The sequence below is a fragment of the Schnuerera sp. xch1 genome (assembly GCF_019931165.1).
GTDB lineage: Bacteria > Bacillota > Clostridia > Tissierellales > Tepidimicrobiaceae > JAIOUP01.
This window is the reverse complement of sequence record NZ_JAIOUP010000008.1, coordinates 40,223-57,978: the sequence shown is the minus strand read 5'-3', so window position 1 is coordinate 57,978 and position 17,756 is coordinate 40,223. Positions and strand designations below refer to the sequence as shown.

Annotated in this window: 14 protein-coding genes and 1 other annotated feature; of the genes, 2 read left to right on the top strand and 12 right to left on the bottom strand. The window is 32.5% G+C overall.

Annotated elements, in window-relative coordinates; genetic code table 11:
* Positions 1 to 23: 23 nt before the first annotated feature.
* The 10 genes from rsmA to K8M07_RS07325 form a co-directional block, all read right to left on the bottom strand.
* Entirely contained in the window at positions 24 to 893 is an 870-nt protein-coding gene (gene rsmA, locus K8M07_RS07370; RefSeq protein ID WP_223377286.1) for a 16S rRNA (adenine(1518)-N(6)/adenine(1519)-N(6))-dimethyltransferase RsmA, read from the bottom strand.
* On the bottom strand, positions 886 to 1,428 hold the full coding sequence (rnmV, locus tag K8M07_RS07365) for a ribonuclease M5 (protein WP_223377283.1): 543 nt from the start codon (positions 1,426 to 1,428) through the stop codon (positions 886 to 888). Before rnmV ends, rsmA begins: the two co-directional genes overlap by 8 nt.
* A 12-nt stretch (positions 1,429 to 1,440) precedes the next feature.
* A complete protein-coding gene (locus K8M07_RS07360) occupies positions 1,441 to 2,208 on the bottom strand; it encodes a TatD family hydrolase (RefSeq protein ID WP_223377281.1) in 768 nt (255 codons plus the stop codon).
* An 11-nt stretch (positions 2,209 to 2,219) separates the two neighbouring features.
* A complete protein-coding gene (gene metG, locus K8M07_RS07355; protein ID WP_223377279.1) occupies positions 2,220 to 4,145 on the bottom strand; it encodes a methionine--tRNA ligase in 1,926 nt (641 codons plus the stop codon).
* 37 nt (positions 4,146 to 4,182) lie between these two features.
* Positions 4,183 to 4,424, bottom strand: a binding site (T-box leader).
* A 117-nt stretch (positions 4,425 to 4,541) separates the two neighbouring features.
* Complete coding sequence (locus tag K8M07_RS07350; RefSeq protein WP_223377277.1) at positions 4,542 to 8,924, bottom strand: glycoside hydrolase family 38 C-terminal domain-containing protein; 4,383 nt, start codon at positions 8,922 to 8,924, stop codon at positions 4,542 to 4,544.
* Positions 8,925 to 9,324: 400 nt separating this feature from the next.
* Complete coding sequence (locus K8M07_RS07345) at positions 9,325 to 11,292, bottom strand: BglG family transcription antiterminator (protein ID WP_223377275.1); 1,968 nt, start codon at positions 11,290 to 11,292, stop codon at positions 9,325 to 9,327.
* A 25-nt stretch (positions 11,293 to 11,317) separates the two neighbouring features.
* Complete coding sequence (locus K8M07_RS07340; RefSeq protein ID WP_223377273.1) at positions 11,318 to 11,632, bottom strand: PTS fructose-like transporter subunit IIB; 315 nt, start codon at positions 11,630 to 11,632, stop codon at positions 11,318 to 11,320.
* Between the two features lie 80 nt (positions 11,633 to 11,712).
* Positions 11,713 to 12,780 carry a PTS fructose transporter subunit IIC gene (locus K8M07_RS07335; protein ID WP_223377271.1) on the bottom strand — a complete coding sequence of 356 codons (1,068 nt, stop codon included), beginning with the start codon at positions 12,778 to 12,780 and terminating at the stop codon, positions 11,713 to 11,715.
* Positions 12,781 to 12,888: 108 nt separating this feature from the next.
* A complete protein-coding gene (locus K8M07_RS07330; RefSeq protein WP_223377269.1) occupies positions 12,889 to 13,338 on the bottom strand; it encodes a PTS sugar transporter subunit IIA in 450 nt (149 codons plus the stop codon).
* A 217-nt stretch (positions 13,339 to 13,555) separates the two neighbouring features.
* Positions 13,556 to 14,530, bottom strand: coding sequence for a type I phosphomannose isomerase catalytic subunit (locus K8M07_RS07325; RefSeq protein ID WP_223377268.1), 975 nt, complete (start codon positions 14,528 to 14,530; stop codon positions 13,556 to 13,558).
* Positions 14,531 to 14,780: 250 nt separating this feature from the next.
* Here K8M07_RS07325 and K8M07_RS07320 point away from each other — a divergent pair, with 250 nt between their 5' ends.
* A complete protein-coding gene (locus K8M07_RS07320) occupies positions 14,781 to 15,167 on the top strand; it encodes a hypothetical protein (protein WP_223377266.1) in 387 nt (128 codons plus the stop codon).
* Positions 15,168 to 15,485: 318 nt separating this feature from the next.
* Positions 15,486 to 16,511 carry a 3D domain-containing protein gene (locus tag K8M07_RS07315; protein WP_223377264.1) on the top strand — a complete coding sequence of 342 codons (1,026 nt, stop codon included), beginning with the start codon at positions 15,486 to 15,488 and terminating at the stop codon, positions 16,509 to 16,511.
* 62 nt (positions 16,512 to 16,573) lie between these two features.
* Here K8M07_RS07315 and K8M07_RS07310 read toward each other — a convergent pair whose 3' ends face one another.
* Both K8M07_RS07310 and K8M07_RS07305 read right to left on the bottom strand, forming a co-directional pair.
* Positions 16,574 to 17,098 carry a spore maturation protein gene (locus tag K8M07_RS07310; protein ID WP_223377262.1) on the bottom strand — a complete coding sequence of 175 codons (525 nt, stop codon included), beginning with the start codon at positions 17,096 to 17,098 and terminating at the stop codon, positions 16,574 to 16,576.
* On the bottom strand, positions 17,092 to 17,673 hold the full coding sequence (locus K8M07_RS07305) for a nucleoside recognition domain-containing protein (RefSeq protein WP_223377260.1): 582 nt from the start codon (positions 17,671 to 17,673) through the stop codon (positions 17,092 to 17,094). The genes K8M07_RS07310 and K8M07_RS07305 overlap by 7 nt, the downstream gene beginning before the upstream one ends.
* Between the last annotated feature and the right edge of the window lie 83 nt (positions 17,674 to 17,756).

Here is a 17,756-nt window from a genome sequence, read left to right as displayed (position 1 = left end):
ACCCTCCTTTTTTAATCTTTATATTAATATATGTCTAAGGAGGGTAATGTTTTACTAATCTTAATAAAATCTTCTATTTTTAAATTTTCTGCTCTTTCTTTCTGAGAAATATCACATTCATCTAGAATTTTCTTAACATCTTCCTTATCTAGCCCCAACTCTCTGGAGGATAAAGAATTTAGTATTGTCTTTCTTCTTTGATTAAATGCCGTTCTTACTACTTTAAAAAATGTCTTTTTATCTACTTGATGGTCATTCTCTCTTATATTTAACTTAACTACAGCTGAATCCACCTTAGGTCTAGGCATGAATACAGTTTTAGGCACTGTAATCAATATTTCTGGATTAGCATAAAAATTTACAAATATCGTAAGAGAACCATATTGCTTAGTACTAGCGCTAGCAACCATTCTATCCGCTACTTCTTTCTGAATCATCACTATTATAGATTCGATATTTAAATCTTCTTCTATTAGCTTTGCTATTATAGGAGTAGTTACATAATAAGGAAGATTAGCTACTACTTTAACAGGCCCACCATTCAACTTTTCATCTATTAATTTATTAATATCAACTTTAAGTATATCTCCATGTACTATTTCCACATTATCATAACTACTCATAGTCTTATCTAAAATCGGCAAAAGATTTTTATCTATTTCTACACTTACTACTTTTTTGGCATTTAAAGCCAATTCTTCCGTTAATGTCCCTATTCCAGGGCCAATTTCTAATACGTAATCATCTTTAGTAATACCACCTTCTTGAGAAATCTTTCTGACTATATTCCCATCTATTAAAAAATTTTGACCAAGACTTTTTGAAAATTTAAATCCATATCTATCAAGAATTTCTCGTACATACTTAGGGGAGTACAATCTCTTATCATTCATGTTGTTGTATCAACTCCAATGCTTTTATAAACTCTTCCCTTGTTATTCCAAAGTTGTTGAGTCTGCTCAAAAATTGTTTAGCATTACAATAACCTATTCCTAGGATATCACCCAATTCCTCTCTTTTTTTTCTACTATTAGCTCTACCTTCTAATCCCAACGCTATTAAATCTTCTCTGACAAATTCCTTTCTCCTTGTCGAAATTATAGGCCTAGCTTTACTAATAGCTTCTACAATATCATCTTTAATAGCATTTTCAACTCCAATATTACCTTTCTTTAAAGCCTTTCCTTGTTGTAAAAATGCATGTTTACAATTTTTAATATGCTTACACAAGTCCTTTCTTATCTGTTCCCCAGCATGATCTGGATCCGTTAAAATTATAATACCTCTTTTTTCGGCAATTACCTTCAAATTTTCTATAAATTTTTTATCATATCCAAATCCTCCAGTAGCTATTACTTCTGCTTCTACAGCATTTTTTACTGCAGATATATCATCTTTTCCTTCTACTACTATTATTTCCTTTATCATAATGGTACCATCCTACTCAATTCTAAACAATCTTTTTATATTTTCTGCTGTCTTAGTCGCTAATTCTTCAAATGTTATCCCTCTTAATTCAGCTATAATTCCTGCCACGTATCGTACAAACACAGGCTCGTTTCTTTTCCCCCTATGTGGTTCTGGCGTTAAATAAGGAGAATCCGTTTCTATTAGTAGTTTATCCATTGGTACAGCTTTAGCTACTTCTTTTGGTATCCTTGCATTTTTAAATGTAACAGGTCCTGCTAATGATATATAAAATCCCATATCTATATATTTCATAGCCATCTCTACACTACCAGAATAACAATGCAAGACTCCTTCTAATTTATCGTTTTGCGCTTCCTTTAATATTTCAAGTGTATCTTGAGTCGCATCTCTTGAGTGGATTATTACAGGTAAATCCACCTCTTTTGCTAAATCAAGCTGCTCTTTAAATTTTTCTTTCTGAATGTCCCTAGGAGAATTATCATAATGATAATCCAAACCTATTTCACCTATGGCTACTACCTTTTTTCTATTTGTAAAGGATTTTAAAATATCGATAGTTGAATCATCCATTTCCTTAGCTGAGTGAGGATGAATCCCCACTGCAGCAAATACATTATCATATTCTTCTGATAGAGATACCGCTCTTATACTAGATGCTAAATCATCTCCAGGATTTATTATCAATTCTATGCCTGACTGCTTTAAGGATTTAATCAACCTATCTCTATCGGGATCAAACTTTTCATTATCTAAATGCGCATGGCTATCTATTAACATCCTTTCACTCCTTAAGATATAATAGCTCCTGATTCTATGTCCTCCAAGGTAGATACTAGTGTTAACTTTCCATCTTTTTCCGCTGCTAGTATCATCCCTTTGGATTCTTCTCCTCTTAGTTTAATTGGTTTTAAGTTTGCAACTATTACAACTTTCTTGCCAATTAAATCTTCAGGCGAATAATATTCTCTTATACCTGAAACCACCTGCCTTGTTTCATCTCCAACTTTTAATTTAAATACTAACAATTTATCTGCATTTGGATGTTGTTTAACTTCTATAATTTCTGCAACTTTAAAATCAATCTTATCAAAATCATCTATAGTTATATATTCTTCTTCCTTTGCCAATTTTTTCACCCTCGCTTCTATCAACTTTTGATTTGCATTTTCAAGTTTTTCTAATTCCTTCTTCACATCTAATCTTGGAAATAAAACTTTGCCTTTCTTTACCTTTGTGTTTGGTTGTATCTTACCCCATTCCTGAGAATCTTTCCAATTTATTTTATTACTAATGCCAATTTGTTTTAATATCTCTTTAGACGTTTTTTCCATGAATGGATTAATCAATATTGCTATAATCCTTATACTTTCAGTTAAATTATATAACACTGTGTCAAGTCTTTCATTATCATCTTCTTTAGCCAATATCCAAGGAGTAGTTTCATCTATATATTTATTTGTTCTTCTTACTACCTTCCATATTTCTTCTAGCGCTTGTGAAAAATTCAATTCATCCATATATTTTTCTACTTTTGATTTAGCATTAATAGCTATTTCTATTAAAGAATCATCCATTTCCTGTTTTTTTGCTGCATTAGGTAATATTCCTCCATTATATTTCTCTACCATTGTTACTGTTCTGCTTACTAAGTTTCCTAGGTCATTAGCTAAATCGGAATTTAATCTCTGTAAGAATTTTTCCCTTGTAAATGAACCATCTTGACCAAATGAAAATTCTCTTAGTAAGAAATATCTAAATGCATCTATCCCATAAAGTTCTATTATAGGTTCTGGATATATTACGTTACCCTTAGATTTTGACATCTTATCATCATCAAATAGTATCCAACCATGCCCAAATACTCTCTTTGGTAATTCCAATCCCAATGCCATTAGTAATGCTGGCCATATAATGGTATGGAATCTCACTATTTCCTTTCCTACTAAATGAACATCTGCTGGCCAATACTTTTTAAAGTTTTCATCGTTATCTTTTCCATATCCTAAAGCTGTAATATAACAGGATAAAGCATCTATCCATACATATACTACATGTTTAGGATCAAAAGGTACCTTTACCCCCCAATCAAAGCTACTTCTGGTTACAGAAAGATCTTCAAGTCCCTCATTTAAGAAATTGTTTAGCATTTCATTCTTTCTAGACTCTGGTTGTAAAAATTCTGGGTTATCTTTATATAGCTGTATTATTCTATCCTTATACTTCGATAATTTGAAAAAATAAGCCTCTTCCTTTGTTAACTGAACTTCCCTTCCACAATCGGGACATTTTCCATCTACTAATTGACTCTCAGTCCAAAATGACTCACAAGGGGTACAATACCATCCTTCATAATTTGATTTGTAAATATCCCCTTGTTTATACAATTTATTAAATATCTTTTGAACTACTTTTTCATGATCTTTATCAGTAGTCCTTATAAATTTGTCATAGGATACTTCTAACATATCCCAAAGTTCCTTTATGTCTTTGACTATCCTATCTACATATTTCTTAGGTTCTACATTATTTTGCTTAGCTTTTTCTTCAATCTTTTGCCCATGTTCATCAGAACCTGTTACCAGATATGCATCATATCCCTGAACTATTTTAAATTTCTTTAATGTATCTGCTGCTACTGTTGTATAAGTATGCCCTATATGAAGATTATCACTTGGATAATATATAGGTGTGGTTATATAGTATTTTTCTTTCATATTTATGTCCCTCCTATTTATAAAAGCCTTCGTCTCATATAGAGACGAAGGCTTTATATTCGTGTTACCACTCTAGTTCGTTCAAACTTCACAGTTTGAACCTCTACAAGTTACATACATAACTCAACACATGATAACGGGCGTTACCGTTACAGCCTACTAATGTTTCAACTGTAAAGTTTAGGGGCCATATTCAGAATAACCTTCAACGCCGGTTTTCACCAATTCCAGCTCTCTAAAGTATCGGGTTAAGCCTACTCTTCCCTTCACTACTTTTATTTATATTCCATAGAAGATTTTAAATTTCATCAATTTAACTGTTTAAATAGAGGTTTTTCTTATGATGCTTAATTTACTTTAAAATATACAGGAAATTTTTAGTTTTGTCAAGATTGATTATTTTTCTTTGTCTACCAGTTCTGACCAATTCTTAATAATCGCTTCAGCTTCATTATTTAAAATATCTTTTGCAGTTTCTGATATATAATCATCCATAGATGGATTATTTAAATGTTTTATAAAGTTTTCCATATGCTTTATAGCCTGTTTAATTCTACCCATATTTTTATGATGTTCTGCTTGTTTTAAGCTATTTTTTAATTGAGGTATTATTGGACCAATCAAATCTTCAGATTCTATAAAGTCTTCTATCAATCCTTTTATGGATTCAATGCTTGCACCTACTGTCACCGTTACTTTATTGGATTCAACTGTTATACCATCTAAAGTAACCTTGACATAAACTTCTGAAGTACCTGCATTTTTAGCTGTTATTACACCATCCTCTATTGTAACTACATCAGTATCACTGCTACAATATTCTATTTCAGCATCTTCATCAGTTAAATCTATAATATCACCATTCGATAGCATTGCTTTAGTTATGGTAATATTCGCTGTTTGGTTTCTTTCTAAAGTGTCGTCATCTACAGCTATGCTTACTTTATCGAGTTCAGGACCATAAAGCTCAAGCTCATATATTCTGGCAGCTGTATCACTTGTATTTGTAGGATTGGTAACATATAACCTCACATATCTAGCGGTAAATGGATCCATTCTTTTATTACTTATATTTTCAGTATTGCCTTCAATTGAATCTACATCTAACCAATTTTCACCGTCATCACTCGCTTGTAACTTAAAGTCTCTGGTATTCCAACCTGTATTTTCACCGCCATCACCAGCATGCCTTACTATCCATCTATCTATAGTGTGCTCTTGTTCCAAGTCAACCTGTAGCCATTTATCTGTTCGACCAGTTTGACACCACTTAGTATTTCTATCACCGTCTACAGCGAACTCAGGAATTTCTCTTTCATTTACATAGCCACTAGCTGTTGCTTCCTTATCTAAAGCAAAGTTCGATCCTAATTCAGTTAACACAGCTTTAACAGCAACATCTTCTGCTGGCATCTTAACTGTAGTATTAATTGCATTTTCGTCTTCTACAGGTCCTATCCACTTTTCAAAAGCATAACCTATTGGAACTTCTGCAGCAATAGATACTTCCGTACCTTGTGGATAGTTTCCACTTCCAGTGCCGTTTTCTACGTTTAGTGAAAATGTTTCTGCAGGTTCTTTCTTATCATATAGCGATCCGGCTGGCGTAGTATCGGCATTATCATTATTGGAAGCAGTCATAGCAAATACTAATATATTCTCATTATCGGGTAGTGTAATTGTGGTTTCGCCTTCTGGTAAATCTATCTTATAATTAAATAGATATGCATAGTCATATGCGCTATTGCCATCTGAGGTATGTGTATGTGTTGACACCCATGCAACTGGTGCTCGTTTTATCCCGAGGAACGCCCCAGCACCAAAGTTGTCCCAACCTCCTACATTTTCCTTATAGTCTTGGATTTCAATATCTACTGGCTTATCATTAACTTTAAATGTTTCAGTTACATCTCCAGAAGTTGATGTTGCCAATAAATGTACTTGCTTATAATCAGATGGTATTGTTATCTCTTGCCCATTGGAAGCTACTGCATTGTTATTACCATCTTCTGTGGAGCCCATCTGGAATTCTATGCCTTTACTTGTAATTGTGGAAGGAAAAATTTCTGCAGGTATTGTTCTTCCTTCAGAATCAAGTGAACCATCTTCCCTATTACTGTCTGAGCTGATTACATCCTTATCAAAAGGTAAATCTATAGCCTCTGAGGATGGTGCATCAAGTGTTGTAGCTGGATCGGCTAAAGTCACTGCAAAAGTCTTAGGTTTATATTTTCCTATATCAAATTTCAATTCCCCATTTTCAACTACTGCAGGTCCTACATATTCTTCAAAACCATTAACTTCTTTAGCTTCTGTTATGCCATTACCAATTGACAAAGTAACGTTTGAAGCAGGATTTCCACTGGTTTCTTGTACTCTTATTATAACTTCATTGCTATCTTCTGCTTGTTTTAATGCTTTAACTGTTATTTGTGGATTATCTATATTTAAGAAGGATATATTCTTTCCAAAATCTCCATCATGCTTTACAGTTTGAAAAGCTCTTAGTGGTTGATTTACTCTTTCGCCTTGGGTTACTGTATCCCCTTCAACCCAGTCTCCTTCATGTCCATATATTGAATAAAGGAATCTATTTTCGCCTATATCCTGTATATCCTGCTTATTATTACCAAAAGAGTACTTAGGTGTATGAATTAATGTAAGTCTAAGTATATTGTCTTCTGGCTTATCCCAACCATACTTACAATCATTTAATATGCTTACACCATATTCGCCTGATATATCAGTAATATCAGCCCACTGCTGTGCTGGCACCTCATATAAATTCTCTGTGTTATTTCCTCTTTGTATAGTACCAAGGCCTAAGTCATAGGTTGCATTAGGATTTGAAACGTTAAGTGGAAATGCTGCCTTTAATAAACTTGCCTTAGTCTTCCAATCTACATTATTATCCACATCGATACGCTGAGCATCATCTCCAGCTGATAGTCTGATTGTTTGAGTAAAAGTTGATTCTGCAGTTTCTCGAATAACTTTTAGCGCTACTCTAGCAGGGCCATCTTCCACTATTTCAACTTCTACAGGTCCACTTACATATTCTCTTGGAGAAGTATTTATATCATCATAAAGAATTTCCCAAGAAGGCCATGACCTTGAATTATTATCAAATAGTTCAAGTCTTGCTGGAGCCGAAAGAAGTTCTTTTTCATTTACTTTATCATAGATACTAGAAATATCTCCATCTTCATTAATGGTTACTTTATAATAATCATTCTCTACAGTTGATGTAGTAACCTCTAATCCTGTATCAATTGTACTTTTCGATTCTGATGGTCTTACATCATATACCTTATATCCAATTGAAGGCATCTCTGCAAGAAACAATACTTTTGCACTATCTCCTTCAAGAGTACTCATCTGCGAAGGTACCTCATTACCATCAGGATCAAAAACTTTTATTGATTCTGGCACTTCTTCATCAAAATTAATTTCTGCCTCTACTATGTCTTTACGTTCCTTTGAGATTGGATTATACACCACTACTGGAATACCTTCAGTTTCCGTATCCATTGTACGAGCAATAGCTCCTACTCCATTTGTAAGTTCTCCAGCAAATTGATTTAGAGACAATATATAATCATTCCAAGTTATTTGATAAGCTGAAGGCAAGCTTGTTCCTGGAAGGTCATCATGCATATGATGCCATATAAAGCGTTTCCATGCTGTATCCAATTTTCCCTTTGGATAAGGTGCTCCTCCAATCCAATCTGCCATAACGCTTGTCCTCTCAGTAGCATCAGCTAAAAGCTCATTATGCCTATTCCATCTTTTTGATATGGTTCTTGATGTATATCCTCCAACCGCATGTGTTGACATTACTAATTCACCATCATAGGTGGGAAGGTTTTGTTCTTGTTCAGATGTAATATCTTTATACAATTGATCTGATGAAGCACTTATAACTTGTATATTAGTGTCAGGATCAAATCCCTTATCAATATCATTCTGCAGTGTTTCCACCGAAGTCTCACTTGGTGAACCTCCAGTATCTCCAGTCCCATGATAACTATATGCAGCATTTACACCATATTTTGATCCGTTTTCATTGACTCTATCAACCCATGAAGAATCTGGGGCACTTAAAGAATCTGTATAGGTCGTAGTATAAGAGCCTGGATTAAGTGCAGCAATTACACTAGAACCATCTACACCTTGCCATCTTCCAATATCAAAAGGAATGCCATAAGCTGATCCCCAAGTCAATTTCTGTGTTGAAAATCCCTTTAACCCCATATGAGACGCAATAGATGGGAGAGCATATCCAAATCCAAAACAGTCTGGTAGGAAAATATCAGAACTTGTTTTCCCAAATTCATCTTTAAAAAATCCATTTCCTAAAAGGATATTACGCATTAACGCTTCAGATGAGGGTATATTGACATCTCCTGCATCCCATGAACTTCCTGATACATTCCATCGACCTTGATCTACATATTCTTTTATTTGCTCATATGCTTCCGGATAGTATTCCTTTATAAGATCATATCTAAATGCTCCTTCAAAATTAAATTCATAATCAGGGTATTTTTCAAATAGATCAAAGTTATTATTAAATGTTTTAGGAAGATACGAATTTATCGTAGTTTTTACATCCCAATTCCACTGGGTATCAAGATGTGCAGTAGCTACTGTATATATTGTCTTTTCTTTACTTAAATCCACAGCAAAAGTGGCTGTAGAAAAAGAAGTCGGTATAGTAAATGTCACGATTAAAATTATCGATATTAACCTTTTCTTCAACTTTGTAACTTTAAACATCTCTATTCCCCCTTAGTTTATTTTTTGAAACTATTTGAAACTACTAATTTCACCCCCTTAAACTTTTTATATCCAATTAAATGGTGAAAATAAGTAGAAGATTTTTTATTAAATATAGCATATAGTACTGATTATACTATCCCTTACAATAAATGTATGCCTTGTAATATTATGCATCTTCTACCTTTAATATATATTTTATTTTATCCTATGAATATTCACAATAGTACCAAATTCATAACTTGTTCCACATTATTTTGGTAATTTCTCTTTAGTTCAATATTTATTTACTCTTGCTACTCGCAACCCCAGTAAACATAAGCAAAACTATACGTATCAACTATAAAGGGATCTTTCATATATATGAAGATCCCTTTATAGTACTAACATCCTATATTTTTCATATTTGTTTATCATCTAGTTGATTTAAAGCTTCTTCTGCACTTCTAAAGCTTTGTTTTAAATCATTAAAGAAATTATCATCTTCCATTAAGTTACTAAGGTTTCTAAATATATGCTGTCCCCTCTGTAGATCATCCTCTGTTAGGCATATCATCAATACAAATTGAACTTTTTCATATTTCCAAACAATTGGATATTCTAATACAGTTAATGCAATACAAGAATCTCTTACTTCTTTAGGATCACCATGAGGAATTGAAAGCATTTTCCCTACCTCTGTAGACATAAGCCTTTCTCTTTTAAGAACTGTATCCACAAACTCTTCTTTTAAATACTGTCTTTCTACTAATGCCTCACACATTTGGGATATAATTTCTTCCTTACTTTTAAATGCAACACTTCTATAAAATATCTCCTTACTAATGGATTTCTGTATCCTAGAAGTTAAATGGAATTTGTGATTAATAAACTGTTCTAGCCTTTTAATCTCATACTTATTTAATATAGGATTAACTATCAAAAATTGTTTATTTACTTGTATTGGCACTGTAGAGATGATAAGATCTATATTTGTTAATTTATAGTTATCAATCTTTGTTGATGATTCAACTCCTACTATATCCAATTCCTGAAATCGTCCCTGCAATTTAGCTAATAATAGTTGTGAAGTACCTATACCAGTATGACATACAATTAGAGTCCTGATCTTCTTTTTATTTCGTTCTGCTGCTGCTCCAATATGCATGGCAATATACCCTATTTCATCTTCCGTTATCTTTACATCTAGATATTTATCAAATGCTACACTAGTCATCCAGGATACTCCATACATTTTCGGATAGTTACTCTTTATCTCTTCTAACATAGGATTTTGTAGTGTAAGACCATATTTTAATCTATTTATCGTGGGTCTTAAATGCAATATTAATCCATTGAGAAGTTTTTGATCTCTAGTGAGATCTATTCTTAGAGCGTCACTAGCTATAGAAATAATATCTTTAGCTATTTTCTTGGATAAACCCAATCCCCCTGCTTGTTCAAAAGAAAAATTTATATCTCCAAAATCTTTTTCATATGCTTTACTTCCAAGAATATGAAGAGCAATATATCCTATTTCCGACTTTGGCACTTGAATATTAAATATGTTTTGTAACTTATAAATCATCTTCTTTGCACATTTAAATTCTTCTGTATCCTTAATGCTTTGAAAAATCTCATCAGATATCGTTATATCCTTACCTGCTTGTATCCTTTTCATGGCTATTGCCATATGTATTATAAGGCCAATGAAAGCTTCTTGAGAAAATTTAAAATTTAGCTTAGCTTCAATATCCTCTAGCAATTTTTCTAATATTTCATAATCTACTTCCATAAGAATTTTAAGTTTTGTTAAGGTGTGAAGATCTATTCTTCCTTCATATTTATGTATTGATAATTCTTCTGGACCTTCTAAGTTGTTGGTTTCAGAAATAAAATTAGAAATAGCTCTTCTATAGTTATTTTCACTACCAATAATCTGTACAAGATTTCGTCTTTTATATAATCTTAGATCATATTTTTCTAACCATTTATCAACTTGTTCGAAGTCCTTATAGATAGTATTAGTACTTACGTAAAGCTTTTTAGCTAATTCCTTAGGTATTACATTATTTTTACCCAAAAACAATGTCTTAAGAATATGCATTCTTCTTCTTTCAGGAGAAAATGGCTTTATATATTTCTTATTTTTTTCTTCTAGCTTTTTTAAAAATACAATTTTATTTTCATCTGTTCCCTCTATACTTATACCTACTCCTGTCTTTCTGACCAATATAAGGCCCTCTTTTTCAACAACATTATTCAACTTATCTAAATCATTTCTTATAGTCCTATTAGATACGGCAAGTTTATTTGCTATCCTATTTATAGTAATTGATTTATTAGAAGTGATAAGTATTTTTAAAATTTCCATTAATCTTTCATCCATAGAAGTCCTCCTTTATAAGGAGTAGCTATTTTTCTCCTAATTTTTCAACAATTTTATCTAAAAGTGCCCCTGTATTCTTTATTATATTACTTATAGATACTTTTACTGTGGGTATATTCTTAAACCTTTCTCTACCTTTTATACTCATATCCTTAGTAATAATTACTACATCTGCTCCTTTTAAATCTTCTTTAGTTATTTCATTTTCAACTCCGATAGAACCTTGAGTTTCCACCTTTATTTCGAAACCTCTAGCCTTTGCCTCTCTTTCCAATGCTTCTGCCGCCATATATGTATGTGCAATGCCTGTGGGGCATGCCGTTACTACTAATATTTTCATGTCAATCTCTCCTTTCTCAATTAGTGAAGACCAGCTAACATAATTAGCCGGCCATTCAAGTTAATCTTAAGTTTTAACTATTAGTCAAAGTTTATGTCCATATCTTCTATGTCTTCATCCATATCTTCCATTGGTTCTTCTTTTATTTCTTTCTTCAAATAATTAACCATTAGCACAGTTACTGCTATTCCTATTAGAACCGCTACTATAAACATAAGTTTGTTGTCAATAACAGGTAACACTATTGGGCCGCCATGTGGTGCATGATCTCCTACCTTTCCTATGGCTGCCACCGCAGCTCCTACTGACGAACCTACAACTATAGATGGTATAACTTTAATTGGATCTCCTGCAGCAAATGGAATGGCTCCTTCAGTAATACCAATTAACCCCATAGCTATTGCTCCCTTACCAGCTTCCTTTTCAACCTCAGTATATTTTGTTGGTTTTAATAGTGTTGCTACTCCCATACCTAAAGGTGGGATACAGATAGCCGCTGCTACAGGTCCCATAACCGTATAAACTCCTTCAGTAATCATTGCAACTCCAAACATAAATGCAACCTTATTTACTGGTCCGCCCATATCAAAGGCTGTCATTGCTCCCATTATAATTGCTAATATTACTGAATTTCCAGCACTCATATTCTTTAACCCTTCTGTCATAGATTTCATTAAATTTCCTATTGGTGCACCAATTATATTCATTATTATTCCTACTGCTAAAGATGTTAATAAAGGTATAACAAATATTGGCATAATTGCTTTTAAACTATTTGGTACTTTCCAAGATTTTATCCATCTAGCTACATAACCTGCTACAAGTCCTGCAATAATTCCACCTAAAAATCCTGTTCCTAGTTCATTAGATAATGCACCTCCAACTAGCCCAGGCGCCAATCCAGGACGATCTGCAATCCCGAAAGCAATAAATCCAGCTAATACAGGAACCATTAATCCAAAAGCCAAACCACCAATATCGTTCATCTTCATAAGAATTGGGTTGGTAATATTGGCTCCAGTACCTGCTTCAACACCACTTAGTGCTATTGCTAATGCTATTAGAACACCTCCAATAACAACTATGGGTATCATGTAGGACACACCAGTCATAAGATAAATCCTAAGATTTCTAATCTCTTTGTTCATCAAAATAACCTCCTTATTATTTTATTATAAAGGGTAACTAAATAAAACCCCATTTCGTTCGAATCTCTCTAAAATTTTAAATATAAGCTTATACTTAAATTCAATTCTTTAAAATACCTCCGTCAACATCTGTATAAGGGTTTCCTTATCATTAATTATTGTGAGCCTTTTTCTAAAATCTTCATCTATTAATTTTCTTGAAAGAGCTGCTAATATTTTTAAATGATCATTGGAAGCAAATTTTTCAGGAACAGCTATCATAAATATTAAATTCACCTTATCCTCTTCGCCTTTTCCCCATTCAACTTTTTTCTTAGTCCTAGCAAAAGCTATTGATGGAATTCTTACTCCATCTGTCTTTCCGTGAGGTATGCATACCCCATGGCCCACAGAAGTACTCACTAGCTCTTCTCTTTCCATAACTGAATCTATATATTGTTCTATATCATTAAGTCTACCGTTTTTATCCATTATTTTAGCCAAATGCCTAATGATGCTTTCCTTATTATCCAAATCCAATTCAAGTTCTATTAAATTTATATCAATAATCTTTGTCATAATTATACCCCCTTAATATTTTATGAAAACCTTTACCTTACAATTACATTCTATCACAGAAAAATTCTTCCTAAGAGTACACATACTATCATATTGATATGGCAATTTTTCGTTAAAAATATCTGATTCCGTTATCAGAATCAGATACCTTAATCAATGTTTCATAATGTACTCTTCTATATATCAATAATCTAATCATTTATTCCTTTCATTAATATTATCTAATTTGATCTAATATTTCATTTTCCACCTTTTCTATACATGGCACATAACTTTTTAATAATTTCAATTCTCCTGTTATTTTGTAATCTCCCATTTTTGCAGGAATAAATATACTATCTCCCATTTTTATATCCTCAATTCCATCATTATATTCTATCTTTCCCTGCCCTTCAACACATGTGTATATATAAAACCTTTCTCCTTCACTTGTTTCTTGAAAACTATCCTTTACATCATAAAGCTCTAAAGAAAAATGCTCGTTTAAACAATAGTAGGTCTTATGATACTTTTCATATTCAATTTTTATACCTTTACTTCGTTTACCTCTGAGATTAAAATCTATGACGTCTAGAGCTTTCTCTATATGGAGCTTTCTCCCCCGATTATAGTCAAATACCCTGTATGTAGTATTACTATTTTGTTGTATTTCTGCAATAATAAGTCCTGGCCCCATGGTGTGAATTAGTCCACTCTTAACATAAAACACATCACCTTTTTTTGCTTCTATCCTGTTCATAAGCTTTTCAGGATCTCCATCTTTTATAGCCTTTTTAAATTCATTTTTCGTGCATCCATTAGTCCCTAAAATTATAAAGGAATTTTCTTTGGCTTCAACAACATACCAAATTTCTGTTTTCCCCATCTCTCCTTCATTCATAAGTGCATATCTATCACTAGGATGTACTTGTACTGAAAGCTTATCACTGGTATTTAATAATTTTATGAGCAAAGGAAAAGTATCTCCATTGACTTTAGTTCCTAACAAATCAACTTTTTTTATTTTTAATAATTCTTCCAATGTCATACCTTTATATACACCATTTTTAATTACACTAACTCCATTAGAATGACAAGATACATCCCAACTTTCCCCAATACTTCCCTCTGGTACATTGTCTCTAAATTTTTCAAAATCTCTACTTCCCCATATCTTTTCATAGTATATGTTCTCAAATTTTAACGGATACATATCTTCACCTCTATTCCTCTACTTATAAATAAAAAACATAGGTTTGTGAAACTGTTTGAAAATACTAGGAATCAATTACCAATATACAAAAAACTCCATCTCACGATAGAGATGAAGGCCTAGTTTTCATAGTACCTAATTTACTCTAAAATATATAGGAAATTTTTAGCTTTGTCAAGATTGATTTATTGTAGCGCCTTTATACCTAATACATATAATAATATTAGTTAGTATAAAAGGAGTGATTTCTATGTATCAAGGAGATAATAATCAAATACATCCAGCAGTACCTCCATTATATCCAATGGATCCATGTAGACCAATGCCACAGCCTAGACCTTACGAACCACCCATGTATGAACCACAACCTATGCCTTACGAACCACCTATGTATGAACCTCAACCTATGCCTTATGAACCACCTATGTATGGACCCCCTATGGATCAAATGCCATACATGGATTGTCCTATGATGGACCCTAGATTTAGAGATTGTGTTAGAGCTTGCATGAAAATGCGTTGTGGAGATTATCCAATGGATACGGGGTATGCGGGTATGGACTATGATCTTATGGAATATATAGATCTTCATAAATTAAGTCCATACTATGATCAAGATGAACAGGAAACAGAATGAAAAAATGTCCTCGATATCGAGGATATTTTTTTATTCTAACAATCTTTCTTAGATATTACAAAAACTTAATATTTTATTGATAAATTGATCATCTTATTTACTCTGGCAATTATTACCTCCTACAAATCAATGTTCAATTCCCGCTCACATAATTTTTTTCAATTTACAGAATATATTAAATAGTTTTGGAAATACTATCTTTATGTTAAAATATCACCAATTTTTAACATATTTGTACTAAATTATACCAAAAACAGTTGACAGATAAATACTTTTTGAATAGAATACTACCTAGTCAAAAAAATAGGAGGTAGAAACATGAATAATTTTTCAGTCAACAAGGCTAAAGCCTTAAAAATATTGACTGTCCTCGCTATTTTTGCAAGTTTATCTTTAGGAGTATATAGTTTAGCAGCTAAGGATATAACTATTTCTATTGATGATGAAAAAAGTGAAATAGTTACTTACTCTAATACTGTTGAAGAATTGCTAAAAGAAAAGGGAATTGCCTTTGATAGCAATACATATATAAATACTCCTCTAGACACAAAATTGAAAGACAATATGAATATTATCATAAAAATGCCTAAATCTTATACATTAACTATAGGCAATGAAAAGAGTAAAATTAAATCACCTTATGAAAATGTCGAAGATATACTTAAAGATCAAGACATAAAACTAGATCAGAAAGATTATACTAAACCTGCCCTTGATGAAAAAGTAAAGCCTGAAACTGAAATTCAAGTCATCAAGGTTAAAGAAGTTATTGAGGAATTTGAAAAGGATATTCCTCATAAAAATCTAACAAGAAAATCAGATGATTTAGATATTGGAATAGAAAGAATCGTCCAAGAAGGACAAAATGGTTTAATGAATGTTAAGACTAAGAAGATATTCGAGAATGATAAACTTGTAAAAGAAGAAACTATTGAAGAGGAAATTGTTAAAAAACCAATACCTAAGATTACAGAAAAGGGTACAAGGAATGTAGCAAGTTCCTCTAGAGGAAACTTTAGATACAGAAAGACACTTACTATGGCAGCTACAGCATATGATTTATCTTATCAGAGTACTGGAAAAACGCCAGGAGATAGAGGTTATGGAGTTACAGCTTCTGGAACAAGAGCAAGAGCGGGGGTTGTAGCTGTTGATCCAAACGTGATACCTTTAGGCACAAAACTATATGTAGAAAGTCTAGATGGTAGCAAGGATTATGGTTTCTGTACTGCCGAAGATACCGGTGGAGCGATTAAAGGAAATAAAATTGATTTGTTTTTTAGTTCTTCCAGCGAAGTCAAGAATTTTGGTAGAAGAAGAGTAAAAGTATATATTTTACACTAAAAAAGTGGACAAAGGAGTATATCATAATATAATATACTCCTTTGCTAAATTTCTATTTTTCTTTAGTTAAACAAATGACTACATATGAATATTGTTATAAATATGGATATTATATATGATACTAATGCTGCTTTTAATGTATGTCTATGATCTTTTACTCCTATTGAACCAAAATATAATGCCATAGTATAAAATATTGTTTCTGAAGAACCCATCATCACTGAAGCCACTATTCCAATAAATGAATCTGCCCCATAGTGGCTTACAATATCCCTTACCACTCCTAATGCTCCAGAACCAGATAAAGGCCTAATCATTACAAGAGGTAAAACCTCTTCTGGCATACCCAAAATATTTGTAATAGGATTTAACAAGTTTATAAACATTTCTAAAGCTTGAGATCCTCTAAATATACCTATAGCTATAAATATAGCAATTAAATTTGGCATTATCTTTATAGCAGTTTTAATGCCCTCCACCGCCCCCTCTATAAAGGTATCATATATATCCACCCCTTTTATGTAGCCGTAAACGGATATAATAAGTACAATTGCTGGCATCATTGCTAAGGAGATAATTTCTAGCATCTCCTTCCCCCCTCAAAAGCCTTCCCTACTATTATAGCTACTAAAGTGGAGAAACCTGTGGCCAAGATAGTTATACCTACTATAGCTGTTGGATTTGGTGAACCATAATCATGCCTAAGTTTTATTACCGTCAATGGGATCAACTGAAGAGAGGACATATTTATAATTAAAAACATAGCCATAGAATTAGTAGCTATCTTCTTATTATGATTTAATGTATCTAATTCCTTCATAGCCTTAAGTCCAAATGCTGTTGCTCCATTTCCTATACCAAACATATTGGCTATGAAGTTCATAAGTATCCATCTTTCTGCTGAATGATCTTTAGGAATATCAGGGAAGAGTATTCTCATCATTGGCCTAAATCCCTTTGATATAGTTTTTATTAAACCAGATTTCTCTGCAATATTCATAATCCCAAGCCAAAAAGCCATAATGCCAATAAGACCTATCCCAAAGGTTACACCTTCTCCTGCTTCTTTTATAATTATATTGTTTATTTCATCTAGGTTCCCCGTTAAAATTCCATATATAATTCCAATAAATATTAGTAAAAACCATATAGTATTTATCATAAAAAAACCCCTTTCATAGAAATATATGAAAGGGGACAAAACAATATTTATTTTATTTTTAGTATAACATCATCGAACTTAGT

Coding starts and splice junctions, on each gene's coding strand:
- K8M07_RS07340 (WP_223377273.1), bottom strand. CDS start 11,632: ATGAAAATATTAGTAGTAACGGCATGCCCCACAGGCATTGCACATACA.
- K8M07_RS07360 (WP_223377281.1), bottom strand. CDS start 2,208: ATGTTAATAGATAGCCATGCGCATTTAGATAATGAAAAGTTTGATCCC.
- K8M07_RS07310 (WP_223377262.1), bottom strand. CDS start 17,098: ATGCTAGAAATTATCTCCTTAGCAATGATGCCAGCAATTGTACTTATT.
- K8M07_RS07335 (WP_223377271.1), bottom strand. CDS start 12,780: ATGAACAAAGAGATTAGAAATCTTAGGATTTATCTTATGACTGGTGTG.
- K8M07_RS07315 (WP_223377264.1), top strand. CDS start 15,486: ATGAATAATTTTTCAGTCAACAAGGCTAAAGCCTTAAAAATATTGACT.
- K8M07_RS07330 (WP_223377269.1), bottom strand. CDS start 13,338: ATGACAAAGATTATTGATATAAATTTAATAGAACTTGAATTGGATTTG.
- K8M07_RS07305 (WP_223377260.1), bottom strand. CDS start 17,673: ATGATAAATACTATATGGTTTTTACTAATATTTATTGGAATTATATAT.
- rsmA (WP_223377286.1), bottom strand. CDS start 893: ATGAATGATAAGAGATTGTACTCCCCTAAGTATGTACGAGAAATTCTT.
- K8M07_RS07345 (WP_223377275.1), bottom strand. CDS start 11,292: ATGGATGAAAGATTAATGGAAATTTTAAAAATACTTATCACTTCTAAT.
- rnmV (WP_223377283.1), bottom strand. CDS start 1,428: ATGATAAAGGAAATAATAGTAGTAGAAGGAAAAGATGATATATCTGCA.
- K8M07_RS07325 (WP_223377268.1), bottom strand. CDS start 14,530: ATGTATCCGTTAAAATTTGAGAACATATACTATGAAAAGATATGGGGA.
- metG (WP_223377279.1), bottom strand. CDS start 4,145: ATGAAAGAAAAATACTATATAACCACACCTATATATTATCCAAGTGAT.
- K8M07_RS07320 (WP_223377266.1), top strand. CDS start 14,781: ATGTATCAAGGAGATAATAATCAAATACATCCAGCAGTACCTCCATTA.
- K8M07_RS07350 (WP_223377277.1), bottom strand. CDS start 8,924: ATGTTTAAAGTTACAAAGTTGAAGAAAAGGTTAATATCGATAATTTTA.